This is a genomic window from Flagellimonas aquimarina (assembly GCF_003149745.1).
In the GTDB taxonomy this organism is placed as follows: domain Bacteria; phylum Bacteroidota; class Bacteroidia; order Flavobacteriales; family Flavobacteriaceae; genus Flagellimonas; species Flagellimonas aquimarina.
Map to the genome: position 1 here is coordinate 975,682 of NZ_QGEG01000001.1, position 23,234 is coordinate 998,915.

Here is a 23,234-nt window from a genome sequence, read left to right on the forward strand (position 1 = left end):
AAAAGGCTTGGAATTCACCAAGCCCTTTTTTGATAAAACACAAGGAGATTAATGATCTAATTTTTCCTTGGTATCTTCTGCTACTTTCTTAAGGTCTTCCGCAGTCTCATTTGCAGCATCTTTCATGTCTTCACCCATTTCTTTGGCTTTGTCCATGGCGTCTTCACCTACTTTTTTAATACTGTCCAAAGCTTGTTCTCCAGACTCTTTCATGTCTTCACCAGCTTCTTTCAGAGAATCAGCGGCATCTTTTAAATCATCGCCAGCTTCCTCAAGAGATTCTTTGGCCTCTTCCGTAGCCTCTTTGGCTTTGTCCGCAGCTTCCTTACATGATACCATTGTAGACATCGACAAAGACAGCGCTACGATTGCAATCAGTACTTTTTTCATTATAAATATGGTTTAGTGTTAATTGTGGAAAGATATGGATTTTGAAGGAAAAGGAGAATTATGAGATATCATATTTAGGTTAAGCACATTAAGGAAATTTAAATACCCAATTTGGAGGCTAATAATTCCATCTAAATTTATAATTTTGCAAACTTGGAATTCTTGAAGAAGTAGCAGAAAATATGAAGTTTGCGGAATATAAAGGATTGGATTTGCCTAGAGTGTCAGAAGAGGTTTTGCATTTTTGGAAAAACAACCAAATTTTTGAAAAAAGCGTTTCCACTAGAGAAGGGAAAGAAAGCTACGTGTTTTACGAAGGGCCTCCTTCTGCTAACGGGATGCCCGGAATCCACCATGTAATGGCGCGTACCATTAAGGATATTTTTCCTAGGTACAAGACCATGAAAGGATTTCAAGTGAAAAGAAAGGCCGGATGGGATACCCACGGATTGCCCATTGAGATTGGCGTTGAGAAAGAACTGGGAATTACCAAGGAAGATATTGGTAAAAAGATTTCAGTTGAAGAGTATAATGCGGCCTGTAAAAAGGCGGTCATGCGTTACACGGATGTCTGGAATGAAATGACCGAAAAAATAGGGTATTGGGTAGATATGGACGACCCATACATTACCTACAAACCCAAATACATGGAATCTGTTTGGTGGTTGCTTAAACAGATTTATGATAAAGGCCTTATCTATAAAGGTTATACCATACAGCCCTACTCCCCAAAAGCGGGAACAGGGTTAAGTTCTCATGAGCTCAATCAACCTGGAACGTATCAAGACGTAACAGATACTACGGTTACGGCACAGTTTAAGGCCGTTGAAAATACATTGCCTGAGTTTTTAAAAAGGTTTGACCATTTACATTTATTGGCCTGGACAACTACTCCTTGGACACTTCCAAGTAATACGGCACTAACGGTTGGTGCTAAAATTGATTATGTGGTAGTGGCTACGTACAATCAATATACTTTTGAACCCACCCACGTAATCCTTGCTAAAAATTTGGTAGGGAAACAGTTTGGAGGAAAATTTGAGGAAACGGATGATATTTCAGTGCTTTCCAGTTTTTCTAAAGAAAATAAGAAGATACCATTCTTAGTCGCAGCAGAATGCAAAGGGAAAGAATTACTAGGAATCCAATACGAGCAATTGCTTCCATATGCCCAGCCCTATCAAAATCCAGAAAATGCTTTTAGGGTCATTACAGGGGATTTTGTAACCACAGAAGACGGTACAGGGATTGTCCATACGGCGCCTACCTTTGGTGCGGATGATGCCATGGTAGCAAAACAAGCTAAACCGGAGGTACCGCCAATGCTGGTATTGGATGAAAACAACAATCCTGTCCCTTTAGTGGATTTGCAAGGAAGATTTAGACCCGAGCTTGGTGAGTTTGCCGGCAAGTATGTAAAGAATGAATATTATGCAGATGATAAGGTTCCGGAAAAGTCCGTGGATGTTGAAATTGCCATCAAACTAAAAGAAGAGAACAAAGCCTTTAAGGTAGAGAAGTATGTTCACAGTTACCCAAATTGCTGGCGTACGGACAAGCCGATATTATATTACCCCCTAGATTCGTGGTTCATCAAGGTTACGGATGTTAAAGACCGTATGTTCGAGTTGAACCAAAGCATCAACTGGAAACCAAAAGCCACAGGAGAAGGTCGTTTTGGAAATTGGTTGGCCAATGCCAACGATTGGAACCTTTCCCGTTCTCGTTATTGGGGGATACCGTTACCTATTTGGCGTACCGAAGATGGTAAGGAAGAGCTGATGATAGGATCAGTGGCCGAGCTAAAAGCGGAAATGGCTAAAGCTTTGAAAGCAGGTGTACTTGAAAAAGACGTTTTTGAGGATTTTGCGGTAGGGGACATGAGCGAATCCAACTACGACAAAATAGATTTGCATAAGAATATTGTAGACCAGATAACATTGGTATCTCCATCAGGAAAACCCATGAAAAGAGAATCAGATTTAATCGATGTTTGGTTTGACAGTGGGTCTATGCCATATGCGCAATGGCACTATCCTTTTGAAAATGGGAGCTTAATCGATGATGGAGTAGCATTCCCAGCTAACTTTATTGCCGAAGGAGTAGACCAAACAAGAGGTTGGTTCTATACCCTACATGCCATAGCAACAATGGTTTTTGATACTGTTTCTTATAAAAATGTAGTTTCAAATGGCTTGGTATTGGATAAGGATGGCAAGAAAATGTCCAAGCGTTTAGGGAATGCTGTTGATCCATTTAAAGTGCTTCCAGAACATGGAGCGGACGCCACACGTTGGTATATGATCTCCAATGCTAACCCATGGGACAATTTAAAGTTTGATATAGAAGGTATTGTTGAGGTGAAACGAAAGTTCTTTGGAACACTCTACAACACCTATTCTTTCTTTGGTTTATATGCCAACATTGATGAATTTGATTATGCAGAGGCGGATATTGCATTAAAAGATAGACCAGAAATAGACCAATGGATTTTATCAGAATTGCATTCACTGATTCAAAAAGTGGATGAAGCCTATGGAGATTATGAGGCTACGAAAGCAGCACGAATGATTTCTGACTTTGTGCAGGAAAATTTGAGCAACTGGTATGTAAGATTATGCAGAAGGCGGTTCTGGAAGGGAGACTATCAGCAGGATAAAATCTCTGCCTATCAAACCTTATACACGTGCTTGTCCACCGTTGCAAAATTATCAGCACCAATAGCACCTTTCTTCATGGACCGGTTGTACAAAGATTTGGATGCAACTACCAAAAAAGACGGTTTTGAAAGTGTTCATTTGTCAGATTTCCCAGTGTCTGATGAAAATATGATCAATAAGAAATTGGAGCGTAAAATGCAATTGGCGCAAAAAGTTTCATCTTTGGTTTTATCCATTCGTCAAAAGGAAAAAATCAAAGTTCGTCAGCCGCTTCAAAAAATAATGATCCCTATTTCAGATAATGAACAGAAAGCGGATATTGAAGCAGTTTCTGAGTTGATAAGATCAGAGGTAAACGTAAAAGAGATTGAACTGCTGGATGATGCTTCTGGAATTTTGGTGAAACAAATCAAACCAAATTTTAAGGTTTTAGGGCCAAGATTTGGGAAAGATATGAAAGCTATTGCTGCTGCTGTAAACATGTTAGAGCAAGATGATATCCAAAAAATTGAGCGGGAAGGCGAATTAATGCTTGTTTTAGAAAATAAAAGTATTATTTTACAGTTAACTGATGTGGACATCAGCTCGCAAGATATTGAAGGTTGGTTGGTAGCAAGTTCTGGTTCTTTAACGGTTGCTTTGGATGTGACCATAGATGAGAACTTAAGAAAAGAGGGTATTGCAAGGGAGTTGGTCAATCGAATTCAAAATCTTAGAAAAGAATCTGGATTTGAGGTTACAGATAGAATAGATATTAAAATATTGAAAGATGGTTTTGTGGAAAATGCCGTTTCCAGTAATGAAGAATACATTAAAACGGAAACTTTGACCGCAGAACTGAATTTTGAGGAAAAATTAGATGAAGGTATAGCTATTGCCTTTGATGAAGTAAATACAAAATTGTTTATCCAAAAACATTAGAACATGGCACAAGATTTAAAAGTAAGATACTCGGATAAAGATCTAAAAGAATTTAGAACATTAATAGAAGAAAAAATAGATAAGGCCAATAAGCACTTGGAATTGCTTAAAAGCTCGTATATGAATGACGGGAACAACGGTACGGACGATACTTCGCCAACATTCAAAGCTTTTGAGGAAGGTTCTGCTACCATGAGCAAAGAGGCCAATACTCAATTGGCAATCCGTCAGGAAAAGTTCATTAGAGATTTAAAGAACGCTTTGCTAAGAATTGAGAACAAGACGTATGGAATTTGTCGCGTAACAGGAAAGCTGATTAACAAGGAGCGACTAAAGCTGGTTCCCCACGCTACCCTAAGCATTGAGGCAAAAAATATGCAGAAATAATAAAAACGCCGTAAGGCGTTTTTTGTTTATGCGAACCTTGTTCTTTATTTTATGCTTCTTTTTCCTATTGAATCTACATGGCCAAAAATTGGTAAAGAAGGCTTTTGTAAATTCAAGAACGGAGTCCATTCAAATAGATTCTCAATATTGTTATCTAGTTAACCTCGGTACAGCCAAGACCAATGAAGTAAGGGTTGAGGCAGATATCGAGGGGGAGTATTCCAAAGATTTGTTGATTACAATAGAAGATAAGGGAACAACCGTTTTAATAAGTGCAGGGTTTCAACCAAACTTTATAAACCCAAACGATAAACTTAGTGCTCACAAAGTTATCTCCATTAGACTTAACATAATTCTTCCAGAGGACAGAAATGTTTTTGTTTATGGAACAAATAGCAACATCTTAGTGGAAGGAAGATACAAGAGTTTAAAAGTGAAGCTGTCCGATGGAAGATGCACTCTGGACAATGTTCTTGGAAAGGTTGGGGTAACCACTCAAAAAGGAGATATTTTGCTAACTGCAGAAAAAGGAAATATAATTACCGAAAGTGCTTATGGCAAAGTGGAAAAAGAGACTATTCCGCAAGGCCAGAACCAATATGTTCTAAAGAGCATTGAAGGGAACATCCATCTTAAGAAAACAAAATAATATCCATACTTTTGCGCAATCTGTTTTAAAGAAATGAATATAAAGAAGTCCCTCATAATCATCATATTAGTACTGGTTGTTGACCAGATAAGCAAAATCTATATTAAGACAAATTTCGTTTATGAGCAATCAGAGGAAATATTCTCATGGTTCAAGATTTACTTCATAGAAAATTCAGGAGCAGCCTGGGGCACAAAACTTAGTGATTTTCTACCCATTTCAGAATCCACAGGGAAGCTGATATTGACGATTTTCAGGCTTTTTGCCATCTTTGGCATAGGTTACTGGCTTTGGGATATTATTAAAAAGCAATCTCCTAAAACTTTAATTTTGGCCGTTTCGCTCATTTTTGCCGGAGCTTTAGGAAATATTATAGACTCTGTTTTTTATGGGGTTATTTTTGATGATAGTTTTAATCATGTGGCTACATTGTTTTCTGATGAACCTTACGGGAAGATTTTTCACGGAAGAGTGGTCGACATGCTTTATTTTCCTTTAATAGATACTACTTGGCCAGAATGGGTTCCTTCCGTTGGCGGGAAAAGTTTTCGTTTTTTTGAGCCTGTTTTCAATATAGCTGATACTGCAATCAGCACAGGAGTGGGCATATTGATAGTATTTAATAAAAAAGCTTTTCCAAAACAGGAGAAACAAGCTAAGGATTAAAATTTGTAAACCTTTTTTGGGGTAACGCAATAGTCCAACCCAACGTCATTTTCATGTATATCACTTATGCTATTCTCTGCTTCAAAAAGGGACAATCCAATTTTTATTGTTCCAGTTTTGCACTTGTTTAAGAAGGTATCATAATAGCCTTTGCCATAACCAACACGGTTCCCTTTTTCATCAAAAGCTAAAAGAGGTAAAAAGACAACATCTATTTGATTTTCTGGGATTTTGATTCCTTCAACAGGTTCTGGAATATGCCATTTATTTTTCTTAAAAACCGTATTATCTGTCAGCAGATAGTTTTCCATTGAATTTTCTCCATTGACCTTAGGAACAACAACATTTTTGTCCTTTCCTTGAAGAAGCGTAATAATTGGGAGCGTATCAATTTCTTTATTCTCTTCTATACTTAGAAAAATATGGAAACAAAAAAAATCCCAAATAGGGATTTGAAGTACATGATTTGCTAGAATAATACTATAATCAGAGATTTTGGAGTTTGTTATCTCCGCTCTCAGGTTTTTATATTTTTTTCTTAGTTCATGTTTCAACATCTAGTGTTGAAAATTTTGGGGTGGCGTTTTGGGGAAACCTATTTTTTATTCTCTGGTCGAAACAGAAAAAAAGATTTTGAAAAAAAGCATCAAAATCAAATACATTCCCAAAACAATAACATAGTTCTCCATAGAATTGTATTTATATGGTTAAATGTAAGTAAAAGAATTGGAAATTCACCATGAAATACATCTTTTGCCGATGAAATGCATCTTTTTTAGTAACGTTTTAACATATGATAATTGTTTTTATGATTCTATTTTAATTTTAACTTGTTGAAGTTAAGGCAAGTAAGTATCATTTTCACTAAAAAATCATTAAATGTTAAATCGACATAAAACTCATTTATTAATCTTTTATACGAATTTGAAAGGTTAATTCTTTACGAAGCATGTACTTTTCTTACAAATTCTAGAGGTAAAGATGAATTTTACCAGTCTTGCCTTTTTTGGCCAAGACCCACTAAAAAAAGATTAAGGGAAAAAAGGGATAGGTCAATTTTAACAAAAAAGGACTATTATTAAAACTTACTTTTGTTAAGGAGTCAATTTTTCGGAAATTTTATGCCCAACCCATCTTCTATAAGTGTTCAAATAAGCGTTCTGCCAAACGACCCGGGTGTATATCAGTTCTATGATGTGGAGGATAAGATTCTTTATGTTGGAAAGGCTAAAAACCTCAAGAAACGGGTAGCTTCATATTTCAATAAAAAACAAGAATACGGTAAGACCAGGGTTTTGGTAAAAAAAATTCATTCCGTTAAGCATATTGTTGTTGCAACGGAATCGGATGCACTCCTTTTGGAGAACAACCTAATTAAAAAACTTCGGCCCAGATACAATGTTTTACTAAAAGATGATAAGTCCTACCCTTGGATATGCATCAAAAATGAACGTTTTCCAAGAGTTTTTCCCACACGTAAGTTAATAAAAGACGGGTCTGAATATTATGGGCCATATACCAGCATGAAGACCGTGAGGACATTGCTGGATTTGGTCAAGAGCTTGTATCCATTGCGAACTTGTAACTATGACCTTTCCGAAGAAAAGATTCTGGCCGGTAAATACAAGGTATGTCTAGAATATCATTTGGGAAATTGCCTGGGTCCGTGCGAAGGCTTACAAGAAGAGGAAGAATACAAAAGGCAGATAGAAGACATTAGGGAAATCATAAAAGGCAATTTTAAAAGTTCACTGCAATTTTTCAAATTGCAAATGAAAGAATTGGCCGGGGATATGGAGTTTGAAAAAGCTCAAAGAATAAAGGATAAGATAGAAATCCTAGAGAACTACCAGGCAAAATCCACAGTGGTCAATCCAAAAATCAACAATGTGGATGTGTTTACCATTATTTCTGATGAGACCCATGCCTATGTTAACTTTTTGCAGCTGTCCCATGGTTCCATTATAAGATCACATACGCTAGAAATAAAAAAGAAATTGGAAGAGACCGATGAAGAATTGCTGCAATTGGCCATTACAGAAATTCGACAACGGTTCAGCTCCCAGTCAAAAGAGATTTATTTGCAGTTTCCGGTGGTGGTAGAAGAAAACATCAAGGTTACATTGCCAAAATTGGGAGATAAACGACGCATTCTGGAGCTTTCTGAACGCAATGCACGTTTTTTTAGACAGGACAGATTCAAACAAATTAAAATTACAGACCCAGATAGGCATACCAAAAGAATCATGGCCCAGATGAAAGGGGATTTACGACTTTCTGAAGAACCTACACACATAGAATGTTTTGATAACTCCAACATTCAAGGTAGTAACCCTGTTGCGGCTTGTGTGGTCTTTAAAAAGGGTAAGCCCTCCAAAAAAGACTATCGGCATTTTAATATTAAGACGGTTGAGGGGCCAGATGATTTTGCAAGCATGGAGGAGGTCGTTTTTAGAAGATATAAGAGACTTCTGGCAGAGGCTGAACCGTTGCCACAGCTTATTGTTATTGATGGAGGAAAGGGCCAGCTTTCATCCTCCCTTAAAAGTTTGGATATATTAGGGTTAAGGGGAAAAATTGCTATTATAGGGATTGCCAAAAGATTGGAAGAAATTTATTTTCCAGAAGACCCCATTCCTCTTTATTTAGATAAAAAGTCTGAAACTTTAAAAATAATTCAGCAACTTAGGAACGAGGCCCACAGATTTGGTATAATGCACCATAGAAATAAAAGAAGCAAGGGAGCAATTGATTCCGAGTTGGAAAATATTGAGGGAATAGGTAAAAAAACGGCGGAAGAATTATTGAAAAATTTTAAATCGGTGAAAAGAATTAAAGAAGCAAGCATAGATAGTCTTGCTGAAACCATTGGTATGGCAAAAGCAAAAAAAATCTATAAATCCTTTCATTAGCAAAGAGAATATGAAAAACCTTATAGCTGCAATATGGCTTGTTTTTTTTGGTGTTTTTGGAATGGCCCAAACTACAACCACTACAGACTCACCAAAGGTTGGGCTCGTGCTCAGTGGTGGTGGCGCAAAAGGATTGGCCCATATTGGCGCGCTTAAGGTAATTGATGAAGCTGGCGTTAAAATAGATTACATAGGGGGCACAAGCATGGGAGCTATTGTTGGCGCGCTATATGCATCTGGGTATTCTGCCAATGAATTGGATTCTATTTTTAAGGCAACGGATTTTTCCAAGTTGATTCAGGACAATGTGCCAAGAGGAGCTAAAACTTTTTATGAGAAAGACGATTCTGAACGGTATGCCTTAGGACTTCCATTTACAAATTTTAATGTATCCTTTCCAGAAGCAATTTCAGGTGGTCAGAACATCTATAATGAACTGGTAAGGCTTCTTTTTCACGTAAAGGACATTCAGGATTTTAAAAGATTGCCTATTCCATTTTTGTGTATTGCCACCAATGTGGAAACCGGGGAAGAAGTATTATTGGATGATGGTTACCTTCCAGAGGCAATTATGGCCAGCGGAACATTCCCCTCTTTGTTTGAACCATCAGAAATTGATGGTGAAATTTTAATAGACGGCGGAGTAGTTAATAACTATCCCATTGAGCATGTAAGAGCGATGGGGACCGATTTAATAATAGGGGTAGATGTTCAACATGGTTTGGCAACAAGAGAGGCCCTGTCATCAGCAACAGAGATACTTCTTCAGATCAATAATTACAGGACGGTTAAAGATATGAAGGAGAAAGTTGAGAAAACGGACATCTATATAAGGCCAGATATAGATGATTTTTCTGTTATCGATTTTGACCGTTCAACAGAGATTGTGGAAAATGGCGAAATAGCTGCATATGCCAAAATCAACAACTTAAAAGAAATTTCCCAAAAACAAAATCTTGTTCCTAGCAATAAAAATAGAATCAGTGTAAAAGACAGTTTAACGGTAAATCGTTTGATTATCAAAGGGAACGATCGCTACACTAGGGGTTATATAAAAGGTAAGCTAAGATTTAACCTGGCAGAAAGGATTTCATTTGAGAAACTAAAACAAGGGATCAACAACTTATCCGCTTCTGGGAATTTTAAGACCATCAGATATGAACTCATATCTAATGGATTGGGAACAGATTTAATTTTAAAACTAAAAGAGGACCCAACAAAGATGTTCATTAAAATGTCCGCTCATTATGATGACTTATATAAAAGTGCTGCACTGATCAACCTCACCAAAAAGAACTTTTTACTTAAAGATGACGTTGCCTCATTTGATTTCATTCTTGGAGATCATATTAGATATAACATGGAGTACTATCTAGATAAAGGCCTTTATTGGAGTTTTGGCGTTAATTCCAAGTTCACGGATTTTGACCATGAAATAGACTTTGGATTGATTCGCTCAAATTTCGATGTGATTGACGATCCAAATATTAGACAAGTAAGTTTGGATATAACAGATTTAACAAACCAAGCCTATCTGCAAACAGTTTTGCAAGAAGAATTTGCAATCACCTTAGGTGTTGAACATAAGCTTTTGCGTTACAGTACACGTACCTTAAATCAACTCTCAGATATAAATGATACTGCTTTTGTTCCGACGGCAGATGAGAGAACATACTTTGAAAACTCAAATTATTTTAGCGCGTATGGCAAGATTACTTTAGACACGTACGATGATAAATATTTTCCCACAAAAGGAGTTCTTTTTGACAGCGACTTTCATTTGTATTTGTTTTCCTCGGATTTTAATGAAAACTTTAAAGAATTCTCAATTGCAAAAGCAAGGCTTGGTACGGCACTTCCCTTGTTCCATAACGTAACCCTTAATTTGGAGACAGAAGGAGGTTTTAAACTGGGAACCTCTGGGGTCACTTCCTTTGATTTTGTTCTTGGTGGCTTTGGGAATGATTTTGTAAACAATTTCACTCCTTTTTTCGGATACGACTTTTTAAGCCTGCCAGGGAACAGTTATGTAAAGGCATATGGTAGACTGGATTATGAGTTTGCTCCTAAGAACCATGTGCTGTTTTCCGCCAATTTTGCTAATGTGGATGATGATTTGTTTCGAACAGGAGAATGGTTTACCGAACCCAGTTTTTCCGGTTATGGAATAGGTTATGGCTATGAGTCTTTTTTGGGGCCAATCCAGATTTATTATTCTTGGACACCAGAAATAGATAACAGTAATTTCTTTTTCAGTGTAGGATATTGGTTTTAAAAAATCTGAAAATCTTTTTGTAGGACAAATTTGGAACTTGAGCATATGCCAACAAATGGCTAAAATGTTTTGAAAGTCTTCTTTTTTCTTAACAATATGCCAAATATTTACTGCGTTCCCAGAATTTTGGAAAAAGATAGTTAAAGTCCGTTAAAAACTTATTTTCCTACAAAACCTTGATGTATCTTTACCAGACATAAGGGGTGGTTCCCTTATAACTTTAAGTATTGGTTTTTCATAATTTAAAGTTTGGTTGGTTATTTAGGAAAAGCCCAGTTTAAAGACTGGGCTTTTTTTATTTATAATATTTTGGAACAAGTTTTGTTTATGTAATTGTAAACTGATCCACTTGAAAAGGGATTTTAGTAATTTTATACTAACTATAAAGGACCATGAAAAAGATTTTAATCATTTTTTCATTCTTACTTGTAATGCCGCTAACAGCGCAAAAAAAGCATAGTGCTTTTAAATCTGGAGAGTGGTTAAAGTTTCGTATCCATTATGGTTTCCTTAATGCCAGCTATGCAACTTTGAACCTTAGCACAGATAAAATCGATAGTATTCCGGTATACCATGTTGTAGGTAGGGGTAAGACGACTGGATTTGCAAGCATCTTTTTTAAGGTAGATGACACCTATGAAAGTTATTTTGGAAGAAATGATGGCAAGCCCTACAGGTTTATTCGAAAAATAAATGAAGGAGGTTATACCAAGGATATAGAAATTGACTTTTATTATGATCAGGAGAAGGCAATTTTAAAAGACAACAAAAACGGAAAGGAGTTTGACATTCCTGTGCATGATGAGGTACAAGATTTGCTGTCCGCCTCTTACTATTTTAGAAATCGTTATGGACTTGAAGAGTTTGAAATTGGCCAATCACTTGATATGGACATGTTGTTTGATGACGATGGCGTTTACAAGTTTAAACTAAAGTTTTTGGGAAAAGAAGTGATACGGACCAAGTTTGGGAAAGTAGAATGTCTTAAATTTAGACCCGTGGTTCAATCAGGGCGTGTTTTCAAAGAAAAAGAGAGTCTTACACTTTGGGTTTCCAATGATTTGAACAAAATTCCCGTAAGGATAAAAGCCGATCTTGCCGTTGGGTCATTAAAGGCAGATTTGGATGGCTACAATGGCCTAAGAAACCAATTTAAAATAATAATGAGATAGTATTGAATGAAGAATGATGAGCGAATTGAGTCCCAAATCAATAAGCTTGAAGAAAAGTTTAAAAACTCTGGCCAAGACTTAAGTTCTTATCTTGACGGACTCCTCTACCAAAGGTACCTTACATATTGGGACTATATCCATTTAGATACCTTACTTAGTATTCAAGTACCGCGTACACATTTCCCAGATGAGGAAATTTTTATCATGTACCATCAGATTACCGAGCTCTACTTTAAACTGATCTTACATGAGCAAAAGCAAATAGTTGAAGATAAATCTCAAGATGTTAGATTTTTTATAGAAAAGGTCAGCAGGGTCAACAGTTATTTTAAGGCACTCATTTCATCTTTTAGTATTATGATCAAAGGGATGGAACGAGAACAGTTTTTGCGTTACCGTATGGCACTCCTTCCGGCAAGTGGATTTCAATCTGCTCAATATAGGATGATTGAGATATATGCAACCCCATTGGAGAATTTGGTTCACCACACCGAACGCGAATCCTTTTCTGCAAAAGATAGCATTGAAGAACTTTTTGACCATATTTATTGGAAAAAAGGCGCGACCGATTCCATCACCGGAGAAAAAACGCTTACCCTTAAACAATTTGAATTCCGCTATACACCAAGATTGTTAAGAATCTCAAATCAAGTTAAAACGAGTAGTATCTATCATAAATACCTTCAACTTCCCACAGAACTCAAAAAGAATGAGGAATTGATCAAGTCATTAAGGGATTTAGATGTAAATGCAAATGTCAACTGGCCTTTAGTGCATATGGGTTCCGCATACAGATATTTAGCCAAAGAAAACAAAGAAGTTGATGCCACTGGAGGAACAAATTGGAAGAACTATTTACCGCCAAGTTTTCAAAAAATAATATTTTTCCCAACTTTGCATTCAGAAGATGAGAAAGATACATGGGGGAAACAATGGGTGGACCATATATTTAATCCATCAAATAACGAAGTTTAAGAATGCAGAAATTTATTGGGGCAATATTGACACTGCTGATTTTAGTGTCTTGTAAAGAAGAGAAGGTCTTGGTTCAAGAACTAGAACAAGAAGACCCTGTAGAGAAGCCAATTGTAAAACAATTTGGTTTTAATTTAGAAGAATTTAAGGTGGTTCAAGATACCATCAGGTATGGGGATAGTTTTGGAGAACTCATGCTGAAAAATAAAGTGGATTATCCCAAAATTGCAACAGTTTCCCAAAATTTTAAAGATACGTTTGACGTAAGAAAAATTATGGTTGGCAAGCCATATTTAATTTTAAAATCTAGAGATACTTCAGAAATAGCAGAAGTGTTTATTTATCAAAACGATAGGATCAATTACACAGTAGTGGATTTACGGGACAGTGTACAGGCATATAAAAGCAGAAAGAAAGTAAAATATGTTCAGCGAGAAGCTTCAGGAATAATAGAAACATCTTTGTCCGAAGCAATTTTAGATCAAGGGATAGATTACAATGTAACACTCAATCTTTCAGAAATTTATGCATGGACAATAGATTTCTTTAGGCTTGAAAAAGGCGATAAGTTTAAGGTCATATATAAAGAAAGATACATTAATGATTCTATCTATGCCGGAGCGGAGCCAATTGAAGCGGCTCTTTTTGAACATAAAGGCAAACCCGTATACGCTTTTCCCTATGTTGCAGATTCCCTAAAACAGATTACTGATTATTTTGATGATGAAGCCAATAATCTAAGAAGTACTTTCTTAAGGGCTCCAATAAAATTTGGTTACAGACTGTCATCCAGATATAATCTAAAACGCAGGATCGCTTACTACGGAAACAGAGTAAGACCCCATAAAGGAACAGATTATGCCTCGCCAGTAGGAACACCTATTATTGCAACGGCAGATGGCACGGTTACAGAATCCACCAGAAGGGGTGGGAATGGAAAATACGTTAAGATTAGACACAATGGCACCTATAGTACCCAGTATTTGCATATGAAAAAGCAAAAGGTGAAAAGAGGTGAATTTGTTAGACAAGGAGATGTTATTGGATGGGTCGGAATGACGGGCAACACAGGTGGCCCCCATGTTTGTTATCGATTTTGGAAAAATGGAAGACAGGTTGACCCGCTACGTGAAAAATTACCGGCAGCCGAGCCTATAGCGGATTCTTTAAGAACAGCCTATACAGATTATATAACGCCGATAAAATGGCAATTGGATTGTATAGAGTATGCCCTGCCCACCCCAGAACCAGAACCAGAAGAAGAAAAGCTAGTAACACTTAACCCATAAGATGGCATTACCCAAAACCAACCCCACCACCACAAAAGCTTGGAAAAAACTTACAGACCATTTTGAAAAAATAAAGACCGAACATTTAAGGGAAATGTTCGCTGCCGATGAAGCACGTGGAAAAAAATTCACTTTGCTCTGGAATGATTTTCTGGTTGATTATTCAAAAAATAGGATTACTGAAGAAACACTACAATTACTGTTGGAGCTAGCGGATGAAGTAGGATTAAAAGATGCCATTACATCCTATTTTGAAGGTGAATTGATTAACCAAACAGAAGGACGAGCAGTATTGCATACCGCTTTAAGAGCAAAAAAGCAAGACAAGATTTATGTTGACGGGAAGAATATTGTCGCCGAAGTTTATGAAGTAAAAGAAAAGATAAAAGCTTTTTCCAATTCCGTAATTTCAGGGGATAAAAGGGGATATACCAATAAGGCCTTTACAGATATTGTGAACATTGGAATCGGCGGTTCAGACCTAGGGCCGGTAATGATCACAGAATCTCTTAAATTCTATAAAAACCATTTAAAAACACACTTTGTAAGCAATATAGATGGTGATCATGTTCATGAAATATTAAAAGAATTGGACCCAGAAACAACTTTGTTTGTTGTTGTTTCCAAAACCTTTACCACGCAAGAAACACTGAGCAATGCCCTCACCATTAAAAAATGGTTTTTAAACCATGGCTCAGAAAAGGATATAGCAACACACTTTGCAGCGGTTTCTACAAATACCCAAAAAATTAAGGAGTTTGGAATTGCTGACGACAATGTATTCCCTATGTGGGATTGGGTTGGAGGACGTTTTTCATTGTGGAGTGCAGTGGGGCTTTCTATTTCACTATCCGTAGGATTTAAGAATTTTGATTCACTGTTATCCGGAGCAAACGAAATGGACTCTCATTTTAAAGAAACCCCATTTTCAGAAAACATTCCTGTTATTCTGGCTTTGCTAAGTGTCTGGTACAATAACTTTTTTAATGCAGAAACTGAAGCTATAATTCCTTATACCCAATATCTAAATCGTTTTTCAGCCTATTTGCAGCAAGGCATTATGGAGAGTAACGGTAAGAGCATGGATAGAGTCGGGAATAGAACTAACTATGAAACAGGAACCATTATATGGGGAGAACCTGGCACAAATTCGCAACACGCTTTTTTTCAATTAATACATCAAGGCACTAAACTTATCCCAACAGATTTTATAGGATTTAAAGAGTCCCTTCACGGAGAGGTTGATCACCACAATAAGCTTATGGCCAATTTCTTTGCACAAACAGAAGCCTTAATGAACGGTAAGAGAGCGGCTGAAGTAAAAAGTGAACTAGAAGCACAAGACATATCCCAAGAAGAATTACAAAGACTTTTACCATTCAAAATATTTGAAGGGAATAAGCCTACCAATACTATTTTAATCCAAAAGCTAGACCCAAAAAGTCTAGGGTCTTTGGTCGCATTATATGAACATAAGATTTTTGTTCAAGGAATAATTTGGAATATTTTCAGCTATGATCAATGGGGTGTTGAACTGGGTAAGCAACTTGCCAAAAATATACTCCATGATATTGAAAGTTCAGAAATTGGCAAACATGATAGCTCAACTTTGAGCCTTTTGCATTTTTTTAAGAAATGATTTAAGTTTTCATAAAACTACATCTTAGGTCAACTTACTGTTAACCAATTGTTTATGTTCAATTAAGAATAATTCACCATATATTTTTTAACATTAAATTAACATAACAAACGTTAAAAAAAAAGACTTTTGCAGTGCTATTCAAATAATAAACACTGTTAAAATGAAAAAAATCTATTTATTGATTGCGGCCCTTTTCGTGTCCACAATTATGTTTTCTCAAGGAACGATTACTGGTAAAGTTGTAGATGGAGAATTAGGCGGTCCACTTCCAGGAGCTAGCGTAATGCTTCAAGGCACTGAAAATGGAGCATCAACAGACTTTGATGGAAATTTCACTCTAGAAGTTTCCGAAAACTCAGGTACTTTGGTTATTTCCTATATAGGATTTATTTCCAAAAATGTATCGTTTACCTCTGCTGGGAGTGTAGGTACAATTTCTTTGGAACCAGATGCTGAAGAACTTGAGGGTGTTATCGTAACCGGAATCTTGGATATTGCCAAGGATAGGGAAACACCGGTAGCGGTCTCGACCATTAGAGCTGCTGAGATTCAAGAGAAATTAGGGTCTCAAGAATTACCAGAAGTATTAAAATCTACACCATCTATTTATGCCACTAAGACTGGTGGCGGATTTGGAGATGGTAGAATTAATGTAAGAGGGTTCGACTCTCAGAATACAGCTATTATGATTAACGGTATTCCCGTTAATGATATGGAAAATGGTAGAGTATTCTGGAGTAACTGGGCAGGACTTGGTGATGTTACTACTGCTATGCAAGTACAAAGGGGACTTGGTTCTTCAAAATTGGCGATTAGCTCGGTAGGTGGAACCATAAATATTATTACTAAATCAACTGAACAAGTAGAAGGTGGTTCAGTTCGTTTTGGAGGTGGTAACGATGGTTACATGAAAATGACTGCATCATATAACACTGGCAAAAGCGAGAATGGGTTTGCAGCTTCTATATTATTGGGAAGAACAGACGGAGACGGATACATTCAAGGAACTAAATTCGAAGGCTATAACTACTTCATAGGATTGGGATATGAGCCCAATGATAAAAATAGCTTTCAATTTGTATTGACAGGAGCTCCTCAAGTGCATAACCAAAGAACCTCTAGTTTCTTTAATGTAGCAACTATAGAAGATCACCTACAATATGGAGCAAGGTATAACTTTAACGGAGGTACCTTAAACGGAGAAGAGTTTGGATGGAGAAGAAATTTCTACCACAAACCAATAGCATCTCTTAACTGGGATCATAAGTTCAATGATAAAACTACATTGTCCACATCTGCATACGCTTCTTTTGGTAGAGGTGGTGGAACAGGAGATATAGGAGTTGGTCCAAATTTTGGTTTTGCCAGCTCAAGCAGGTATAGAATACCAGAAACAGGACAAGTTGATTATGATTTGATTTCAAGGTTTAACAGTGGAGAAGCTGTTACATTTTATAACGGTGATAATGGAGGAAACCCTAGACAATTAGCACCAACAAATGGTGAGCAAATTGTTACCAGCTTTGGAGATGGAATCATAAGAAGAGCTTCTATGAACTCCCATAACTGGTTTGGTCTTATTGCCAACCTTCATACTAATATTAATGACCAATGGAGCTGGGATGCAGGGATAGATGCTAGGTCATATAAAGGAATCCACTACAGAAGAGTGGACAACCTTTTGGGAGCTGATGGTTATTTTGATGATGATGATATCAACAATCCTGATCATACCGTAAGACAAGATGGTGTAATTGAATCGGATTTTGGTTCTATAGTCAACATCTTTAAAGATATTGATGCAGAGGAAAAAATTGATTACTATAATGATGGTATAGTAAGATGGTTAGGTGCTTTTGGACAATTGGAATATACAGATGGTGTGGTTTCGGCATTCTTACAAGGAGGAGTTTCGCAACAAGGCTTTAAAAGAATCGACTACTTTAATTACTTGGATTCTGACCCATTACAGGAAACAGACTTTGAAAATCTGTTGGGAGGAAATATTAAAGGTGGTGCTAATTTCAACTTAAATGAAGCCCATAATGTTTTCTTTAACGCAGGGTACTATTCTAAACAACCATTGTTTGATGCGGTTTACCTTAATTTTGATAATGTACTAAATCCAGATTTGACCAATGAAAAAATACTAGGTCTTGAAGCTGGTTATGGTATTAATCTTGGCGACTTTAGAGCCAAAATAAACATATACAGAACTTCTTGGAAGGATAGGTTTGAATCACTGAATATTGAAACACCTCTTGGAGATGAGGGTAGAGCAAACATTAATGGTGTTGAGCAAATCCATTCTGGATTTGAATTGGAAGCAGATTACAGAGCGTCTGATATAGTTCAGTTTAGAGGAATGTTATCCATAGGAAACTGGGAATATGGTGGTAACGCTACTGGTGTTGCCTTGGATGACGATAGAAATGTAATTGACCCAGAGGTTACTTTGTATTTGGATGATGTAAAGGTTGGAGATGCTGCTCAGTTTACTACCAATTTGGAAATGATAGTTAGACCGATTAACAACCTAAAACTAAGTACAACTTTATATTCTGCTTCACGATTGTTCGCACAGATCAATGCTGAAGATTTTGACTCTCCTGATAATCAAGGTTCGTTGAGATTGCCAAGCTACAGCCTATTGGATTTTGGAGCTTACTACAAGTTTAGCTTTGGTCAGAAAAAAGATTTCATAAGCATTGCTGCGAATGTAAATAACCTTTTTGATACAGAGTACATTGCGGAATCTTTGACGAATAATTTTGCAGATGGTAATACTAATACTTTTAGGGGATTAGATACTAGTAACAAAGTATTCTTTGGATTTGGAAGAACTTGGAATGTAAGCATGATATACAATTTCTAAATTCATGTTTTCAGTATAACATAAAAAAACCCTGCCAAACGGCGGGGTTTTTTATGTTCAAAATCCTTACATTTAAGCTTCAAACTATTCTTATGGAAATTCTACAAAACGTTCACTCATATCTTGCCTATGTGGTTTTGGCAATGTTAATTCTTGCAGTTTTTAATGCCCTTGCGGGGTGGTTGGGAAAGAAAGAGTTTACTATGGAAAAAGATTTAAGAGTGAGTCTTTTTACCTTGATATTGAGTCATATCCAACTTATACTTGGTCTCATTGTGTACTTTGTTTCGGACAATGGGTTAAAAGCCATTCAAACGTTGGGCATGGGTGGTTTAAATGCAGCTGCACGCCTATTGGCCTTGGAGCATCCTCTGATCAATATTATCGCAATCGCTTTGATTACCATAGGCTGGTCTAGGCATAAGAAAAAGACAGATGATATTGCTAAGTTTAAAAGTATCGCCATCTTTTACGGCTTGGGACTATTGCTGATTTTAAGTCGTATTCCTTGGGGACAGTGGTTTAATTAAAAATTTCTTTCTTTCAGTAAAAATAGATACACGGGAAAATGGTCGCTGTACCCACCAATATAATTGGTTCCTGAATATGTTCTAAGGGGATATCCTTTAAATCTTCCTTTGCTTGTTTTCATGTATGAGGGAGAATAGATACCGGCTTTCCAGAAAGAATATTCTTGTGTACTCTTGTTCACCAAGTTGGGGGTCATAAAAAATTGGTCAAAAAGATTCCACTTATCTCTATAGGCCAATGATCCGTATCCTTTTTTAAATAGCTTTTCCATTGGGTTAAAGAGTCTTAAACTGTCCTCTTGATTTTCTTTGCCTCTAGTGTTCAGTATTCTTTTTAAACTATCATCTCTTGGGTCGTCATTAAGGTCTCCCATACTAATGATTTTAGCGTTCCAATTTAATCTTTGTATGGAGTCAATAATACGTTTGTTCAAAAGAGCAGCTCTAATTCTGTTGGGTTTGCTTTTGGTAGCCCCACCTCTTCTGGAAGGCCAATGGTTTACAATAAAATAAAAGGCCTCATTATCCATTATCCCTCCTACTACAAGTTGGTCCCTAGTATAAATTCTTTGGGACATATCATCGAACAAAAGCAATCTATGGCTTTTAAAAGAAGTTGGTAAATAGACTGTTTTTTTAAAGAGGAAGGCCACATCAATACCCCGCTTGTCAGGAGAATCAAAATGGACAATCCCATAATCATGGTCTATTAAGTTGGGATGATGAATAAGATCTTGAAGAACACTTTTGTTTTCGACCTCACACAATCCAATTATGTCAGGAGAGGTCCTAGAGGTCTCCTCGCCTATTTTTGAAAGAACAAGTGAGATATTTTCAATTTTCTTTTTGTATTTATCTTGAGTCCAATGATAACTGCCATTTGGAGTGTGATCATCGTCAAAAATTAAAGAATCGTTTGTGGTGTCAAAAAGGTTTTCAACATTGTAAAATGAGACAGTTCTTACCGTATAGGTTTTTTGGGAATGAATGGTGAACGAAACACAAGTAAGGGCGATCAGGGAAAATAAAAGTTGCATGTAGGTTTTGATTTTAATTCGAAAATAATTAAGATTGTTTGTTTTTCGCACAAAAAAGAAAGACAATAACCCCGCCCCTTATTAATTAACCTACTATAGCTAGCCTATGAGAACAGTTGTGTTCTTGCTAGTGCTCTGCTGTGCAGCACAACTGTATGGTCAAAGCACTATTGTTTCTGGAAGTGTAAAAGAAAAGGGAACAAAAAGCCCAATTCAAAAAGCCATTGTTTCTGTAGATGGTTTTTCTACAGAATCTTTTACTGATCCCAAGGGCCATTTTGCAATTGATATTCCGCAAGTTGGAGAATACATTCTAAAAGTTACTGCCCTAGATTTTATTCCTAAAAGTTTTGCTATCTCTTTGAATGGCGAGAACATAGATTTAGGAGATGTATTTTTGGAGAAAGACATCGTCCGGGAAAATACTGATAATCTCATTGTATTAACAGATGGCGAACTTGCTGACGATAAGGAGACTGTAACTGGATCATCTGGAATCTTACAATCCAGTAGGGACATATTCCTTAATAGAGCGGCGTTTGATTTTGGACAGGCGTTCTTTAAAGTAAGAGGATATGACTCAAGTAATGGTTCAGTTTTACTCAATGGTATTCCTACAAATAAATTTTATGATGGAAGACCCCAATGGAATAATTGGGGAGGCTTAAATGATGTGATTCGCAATCAAGAGTTCACCAATAGCTTATCCATTAATACGTATACTTTTGGTGGAATTCTAGGGAATACGAATATTGATGCCAGACCTTCCGGATTAAGACCGGGCATTAGGCTTTCAGGCTCAATGTCAAATCGTTCATATAGAAGCCGCCTAATGGCAACGTATAGTTCGGGATTACAAAAAAACGGATTGGCCTATACATTCTCATCTTCAAGAAGGTGGTCCAATACCGGTTATGTGGATGGGACTTTATACGACGCCTATTCTTTCTTTGGCTCATTGGAGTATAAGTTGAATAAAAAAAATAGCTTGGTGTTGACTTCAATTTTGGCCAGAAATAGAAGGGGGCGTTCTGCAGCCATAACTGAAGAGGTCTTTGATTTGGTTGGAAATCAATACAATCCTTATTGGGGCAATCAAGACGGAGAGATAAGAAATTCAAGGGAACGCGAGATTTTTGAACCCTTGTTTATATTGAATCATTTTTTGCAGTCTAAAAAAATGATCTGGACATCGGGAATCTGTTACCAGCTTGGAACCAACACTCGCAGTCGGTTAGGGTATTATAATGCCCCCAACCCTGACCCAACCTATTATAGGTATCTCCCAAGCTATTATATTAATAGTGGAACAGGGGCAAATTTTAATAACGCCTCTTTGGCAAAAGAAGGCTTTTTAAACAACCCGCAAATTCAATGGGGCGAATTATATAACGCCAACACTAACTCGTTTAACCAAGAGAAAGCAGCTTATCTGCTTTATGATGATGTGGTTGATAACAAAGAAATTACATTTTCAAGCTCCATGAATTACAACATAAATGAAAATATTCAACTGGGCTTTGGAGGTTATTTAAAAATGCTGTCTTCGAAAAGTTTTGCTGAGATTCAAGATTTACTGGGAGCCAGTTTTCATGAAGACGTTGATTCTTTCTCGGATACGCTGAATGATGTCAATGGAAGTCCTACCAAAACTAAAGGAGAAAAGTTCAATTATCATTATGGAATAGAGGCTTCCAAGATGGTTGGTTTTGGCCAATTGGAAGTAAACCTTAAAAGCTGGAGTGGTTTTCTTTCTGGCTCTTTTTCAAGTTTTGGCGCTCAACGGAATGGATTATTTCTGAATGAACGTTTTTTAGAAAATTCCTTTGGTAATAGCGAACGTGTATCGTTGTCCAGTTTAGGACTTAAGTCCGGGGCGACCTATTTCTTTTCAGGAAGACATTGGTTAAGCGTGGGCGGAGCTCTTCTAAACAAGCCTCCAACGCTTCAAAATACATTTATCAACCCTAGGGAAAACAATGATATAGTTCCAGAAATTCAAACCGAAAAAATTACAACGATAGATTTAAGCTATTTTGTTCGCTTGCCTGATTTAACAGGAAGAGTAAGTGCTTTCTATACTCGATTTATGAATAGTACTGATGTCAATTTCTTTTTTGTCAACTCAGGAGTGGGATCCGATTTTGTCCAAGAAATCATCACGGCGCTGGATAAATTGCATAAGGGGATAGAATTCGGACTGGAATATCAAGCTTCAGCAGCTGTAAAAATATCATTGGTTGGAAACCTTGGGGAATATAGATACGCTAGTGATCCTTCTGTGCAGATAAACTTTGACACAGCAGGTGACGAAGAGGATTTAATCGACCCTGCCGGCAATATAGATTTAGGCGTTGCCAAGCTAAAAGATTTAAAAATGGCTCAGGGGCCTCAAACAGCTTTTGCGTTGGGAGTAGAATACAGAAGCCCAAAATATTGGTGGATTGGGGCAACAACAAATTATCTTACCAATAATTATATAAATATTTCCACCATTACCCGCACAGAAAGCTTCTTACTGGACCCTGATACAGGGGAGCGCTTTTCAGAGGCTACTGATGAAAACATTGCCCACATTTTAAAACAGCGAAAACTGGAAGACATTTACCTGCTCAACCTTGTAGGAGGAAAATCATGGATTGTCAATAAAAAATACATAAGCGCATTTGTGAGTATAAATAATGCTTTTGATCAAATCTTTAGGACTGGAGGATATGAACAAAGTAGAAATGGAAATTATGGACAGCTAAAGCAAGATAATCTAAGTGGGACACCCTCTTTTGCCCCTAAATATTGGTATGGTTACGGAAGAACCTATTTTTTGAATTTGGCAATAAGTTTTTAATAAGGGACA

The 23,234-nt window shown here is 36.9% G+C and carries 16 protein-coding genes; 13 read left to right on the forward strand and 3 right to left on the reverse strand.

Going from position 1 to position 23,234, the window contains the following annotated elements:
• Positions 1-48 precede the first annotated feature (48 nt).
• A complete protein-coding gene (locus DKG77_RS04490; protein ID WP_133248417.1) occupies positions 49-390 on the reverse strand; it encodes a hypothetical protein in 342 nt (113 codons plus the stop codon).
• Between the two features lie 182 nt (positions 391-572).
• On the opposite strand from DKG77_RS04490, the gene ileS reads away from it, so the two are divergent.
• The 4 genes from ileS to DKG77_RS04510 all read left to right on the forward strand — a co-directional run bounded on the left by ileS (position 573) and on the right by DKG77_RS04510 (position 5,673).
• The gene (ileS, locus tag DKG77_RS04495; protein ID WP_109660592.1) at positions 573-3,971 is read left to right on the forward strand and encodes an isoleucine--tRNA ligase; all 3,399 of its coding nucleotides are present in this window, start codon (positions 573-575) and stop codon (positions 3,969-3,971) included.
• A gap of 3 nt (positions 3,972-3,974) precedes the next feature.
• Positions 3,975-4,358 (forward strand): TraR/DksA family transcriptional regulator, encoded by a 384-nt coding sequence (locus DKG77_RS04500; protein WP_109660595.1) that lies wholly within the window; start codon positions 3,975-3,977, stop codon positions 4,356-4,358.
• A gap of 88 nt (positions 4,359-4,446) precedes the next feature.
• Complete coding sequence (locus DKG77_RS04505; protein WP_243414833.1) at positions 4,447-5,007, forward strand: hypothetical protein; 561 nt, start codon at positions 4,447-4,449, stop codon at positions 5,005-5,007.
• A 33-nt stretch (positions 5,008-5,040) separates the two neighbouring features.
• On the forward strand, positions 5,041-5,673 hold the full coding sequence (locus DKG77_RS04510; RefSeq protein ID WP_109660599.1) for a lipoprotein signal peptidase: 633 nt from the start codon (positions 5,041-5,043) through the stop codon (positions 5,671-5,673).
• On the opposite strand, the gene DKG77_RS04515 is transcribed toward DKG77_RS04510, so the two are convergent.
• Positions 5,670-6,230: a 5-formyltetrahydrofolate cyclo-ligase gene (locus tag DKG77_RS04515; RefSeq protein WP_109660601.1), complete on the reverse strand. Its 561-nt coding sequence runs from the start codon at positions 6,228-6,230 to the stop codon at positions 5,670-5,672. The genes DKG77_RS04510 and DKG77_RS04515 overlap by 4 nt on opposite strands.
• A gap of 564 nt (positions 6,231-6,794) precedes the next feature.
• Between DKG77_RS04515 and uvrC the strand changes: the two genes are divergently transcribed.
• The 8 genes from uvrC to DKG77_RS04560 all read left to right on the forward strand — a co-directional run bounded on the left by uvrC (position 6,795) and on the right by DKG77_RS04560 (position 19,343).
• Positions 6,795-8,585 (forward strand): excinuclease ABC subunit UvrC, encoded by a 1,791-nt coding sequence (uvrC, locus tag DKG77_RS04525; RefSeq protein ID WP_109660605.1) that lies wholly within the window; start codon positions 6,795-6,797, stop codon positions 8,583-8,585.
• Positions 8,586-8,595: 10 nt separating this feature from the next.
• Positions 8,596-10,860 carry a patatin-like phospholipase family protein gene (locus DKG77_RS04530; protein WP_109661436.1) on the forward strand — a complete coding sequence of 755 codons (2,265 nt, stop codon included), beginning with the start codon at positions 8,596-8,598 and terminating at the stop codon, positions 10,858-10,860.
• Positions 10,861-11,252: 392 nt separating this feature from the next.
• A complete protein-coding gene (locus DKG77_RS04535; protein ID WP_109660607.1) occupies positions 11,253-12,032 on the forward strand; it encodes a DUF3108 domain-containing protein in 780 nt (259 codons plus the stop codon).
• Positions 12,033-12,038: 6 nt separating this feature from the next.
• Positions 12,039-13,007 (forward strand): tryptophan 2,3-dioxygenase family protein, encoded by a 969-nt coding sequence (locus DKG77_RS04540; RefSeq protein WP_109660609.1) that lies wholly within the window; start codon positions 12,039-12,041, stop codon positions 13,005-13,007.
• Positions 13,008-13,009: 2 nt separating this feature from the next.
• The gene (locus DKG77_RS04545) at positions 13,010-14,296 is read left to right on the forward strand and encodes a M23 family metallopeptidase (RefSeq protein WP_109660611.1); all 1,287 of its coding nucleotides are present in this window, start codon (positions 13,010-13,012) and stop codon (positions 14,294-14,296) included.
• A gap of 1 nt (position 14,297) precedes the next feature.
• Entirely contained in the window at positions 14,298-15,935 is a 1,638-nt protein-coding gene (pgi, locus tag DKG77_RS04550; RefSeq protein ID WP_109660612.1) for a glucose-6-phosphate isomerase, read from the forward strand.
• Between the two features lie 163 nt (positions 15,936-16,098).
• Positions 16,099-18,813: a TonB-dependent receptor gene (locus DKG77_RS04555; RefSeq protein ID WP_109660614.1), complete on the forward strand. Its 2,715-nt coding sequence runs from the start codon at positions 16,099-16,101 to the stop codon at positions 18,811-18,813.
• A 92-nt stretch (positions 18,814-18,905) separates the two neighbouring features.
• On the forward strand, positions 18,906-19,343 hold the full coding sequence (locus DKG77_RS04560) for a hypothetical protein (RefSeq protein ID WP_109661438.1): 438 nt from the start codon (positions 18,906-18,908) through the stop codon (positions 19,341-19,343).
• Here the strand turns inward: DKG77_RS04560 and DKG77_RS04565 are convergent.
• Entirely contained in the window at positions 19,340-20,380 is a 1,041-nt protein-coding gene (locus DKG77_RS04565; protein ID WP_109660616.1) for an endonuclease/exonuclease/phosphatase family protein, read from the reverse strand. The genes DKG77_RS04560 and DKG77_RS04565 overlap by 4 nt on opposite strands.
• 106 nt (positions 20,381-20,486) lie before the next feature.
• On the opposite strand from DKG77_RS04565, the gene DKG77_RS04570 reads away from it, so the two are divergent.
• Positions 20,487-23,225: a carboxypeptidase-like regulatory domain-containing protein gene (locus tag DKG77_RS04570; protein WP_109660618.1), complete on the forward strand. Its 2,739-nt coding sequence runs from the start codon at positions 20,487-20,489 to the stop codon at positions 23,223-23,225.
• Positions 23,226-23,234: the final 9 nt, after the last annotated feature.

Bases quoted from the DNA above. Each gene is read 5' to 3' on its own strand.
- DKG77_RS04490 (WP_133248417.1), bottom strand. From the start codon at position 390: ATGAAAAAAGTACTGATTGCAATCGTAGCGCTGTCTTTGTCGATGTCT.
- pgi (WP_109660612.1), top strand. From the start codon at position 14,298: ATGGCATTACCCAAAACCAACCCCACCACCACAAAAGCTTGGAAAAAA.
- DKG77_RS04515 (WP_109660601.1), bottom strand. From the start codon at position 6,230: ATGTTGAAACATGAACTAAGAAAAAAATATAAAAACCTGAGAGCGGAG.
- DKG77_RS04530 (WP_109661436.1), top strand. From the start codon at position 8,596: ATGAAAAACCTTATAGCTGCAATATGGCTTGTTTTTTTTGGTGTTTTT.
- DKG77_RS04565 (WP_109660616.1), bottom strand. From the start codon at position 20,380: ATGCAACTTTTATTTTCCCTGATCGCCCTTACTTGTGTTTCGTTCACC.
- DKG77_RS04555 (WP_109660614.1), top strand. From the start codon at position 16,099: ATGAAAAAAATCTATTTATTGATTGCGGCCCTTTTCGTGTCCACAATT.
- DKG77_RS04540 (WP_109660609.1), top strand. From the start codon at position 12,039: ATGAAGAATGATGAGCGAATTGAGTCCCAAATCAATAAGCTTGAAGAA.
- DKG77_RS04545 (WP_109660611.1), top strand. From the start codon at position 13,010: ATGCAGAAATTTATTGGGGCAATATTGACACTGCTGATTTTAGTGTCT.
- DKG77_RS04535 (WP_109660607.1), top strand. From the start codon at position 11,253: ATGAAAAAGATTTTAATCATTTTTTCATTCTTACTTGTAATGCCGCTA.
- DKG77_RS04570 (WP_109660618.1), top strand. From the start codon at position 20,487: ATGAGAACAGTTGTGTTCTTGCTAGTGCTCTGCTGTGCAGCACAACTG.
- DKG77_RS04560 (WP_109661438.1), top strand. From the start codon at position 18,906: ATGGAAATTCTACAAAACGTTCACTCATATCTTGCCTATGTGGTTTTG.
- ileS (WP_109660592.1), top strand. From the start codon at position 573: ATGAAGTTTGCGGAATATAAAGGATTGGATTTGCCTAGAGTGTCAGAA.
- DKG77_RS04500 (WP_109660595.1), top strand. From the start codon at position 3,975: ATGGCACAAGATTTAAAAGTAAGATACTCGGATAAAGATCTAAAAGAA.
- uvrC (WP_109660605.1), top strand. From the start codon at position 6,795: ATGCCCAACCCATCTTCTATAAGTGTTCAAATAAGCGTTCTGCCAAAC.
- DKG77_RS04510 (WP_109660599.1), top strand. From the start codon at position 5,041: ATGAATATAAAGAAGTCCCTCATAATCATCATATTAGTACTGGTTGTT.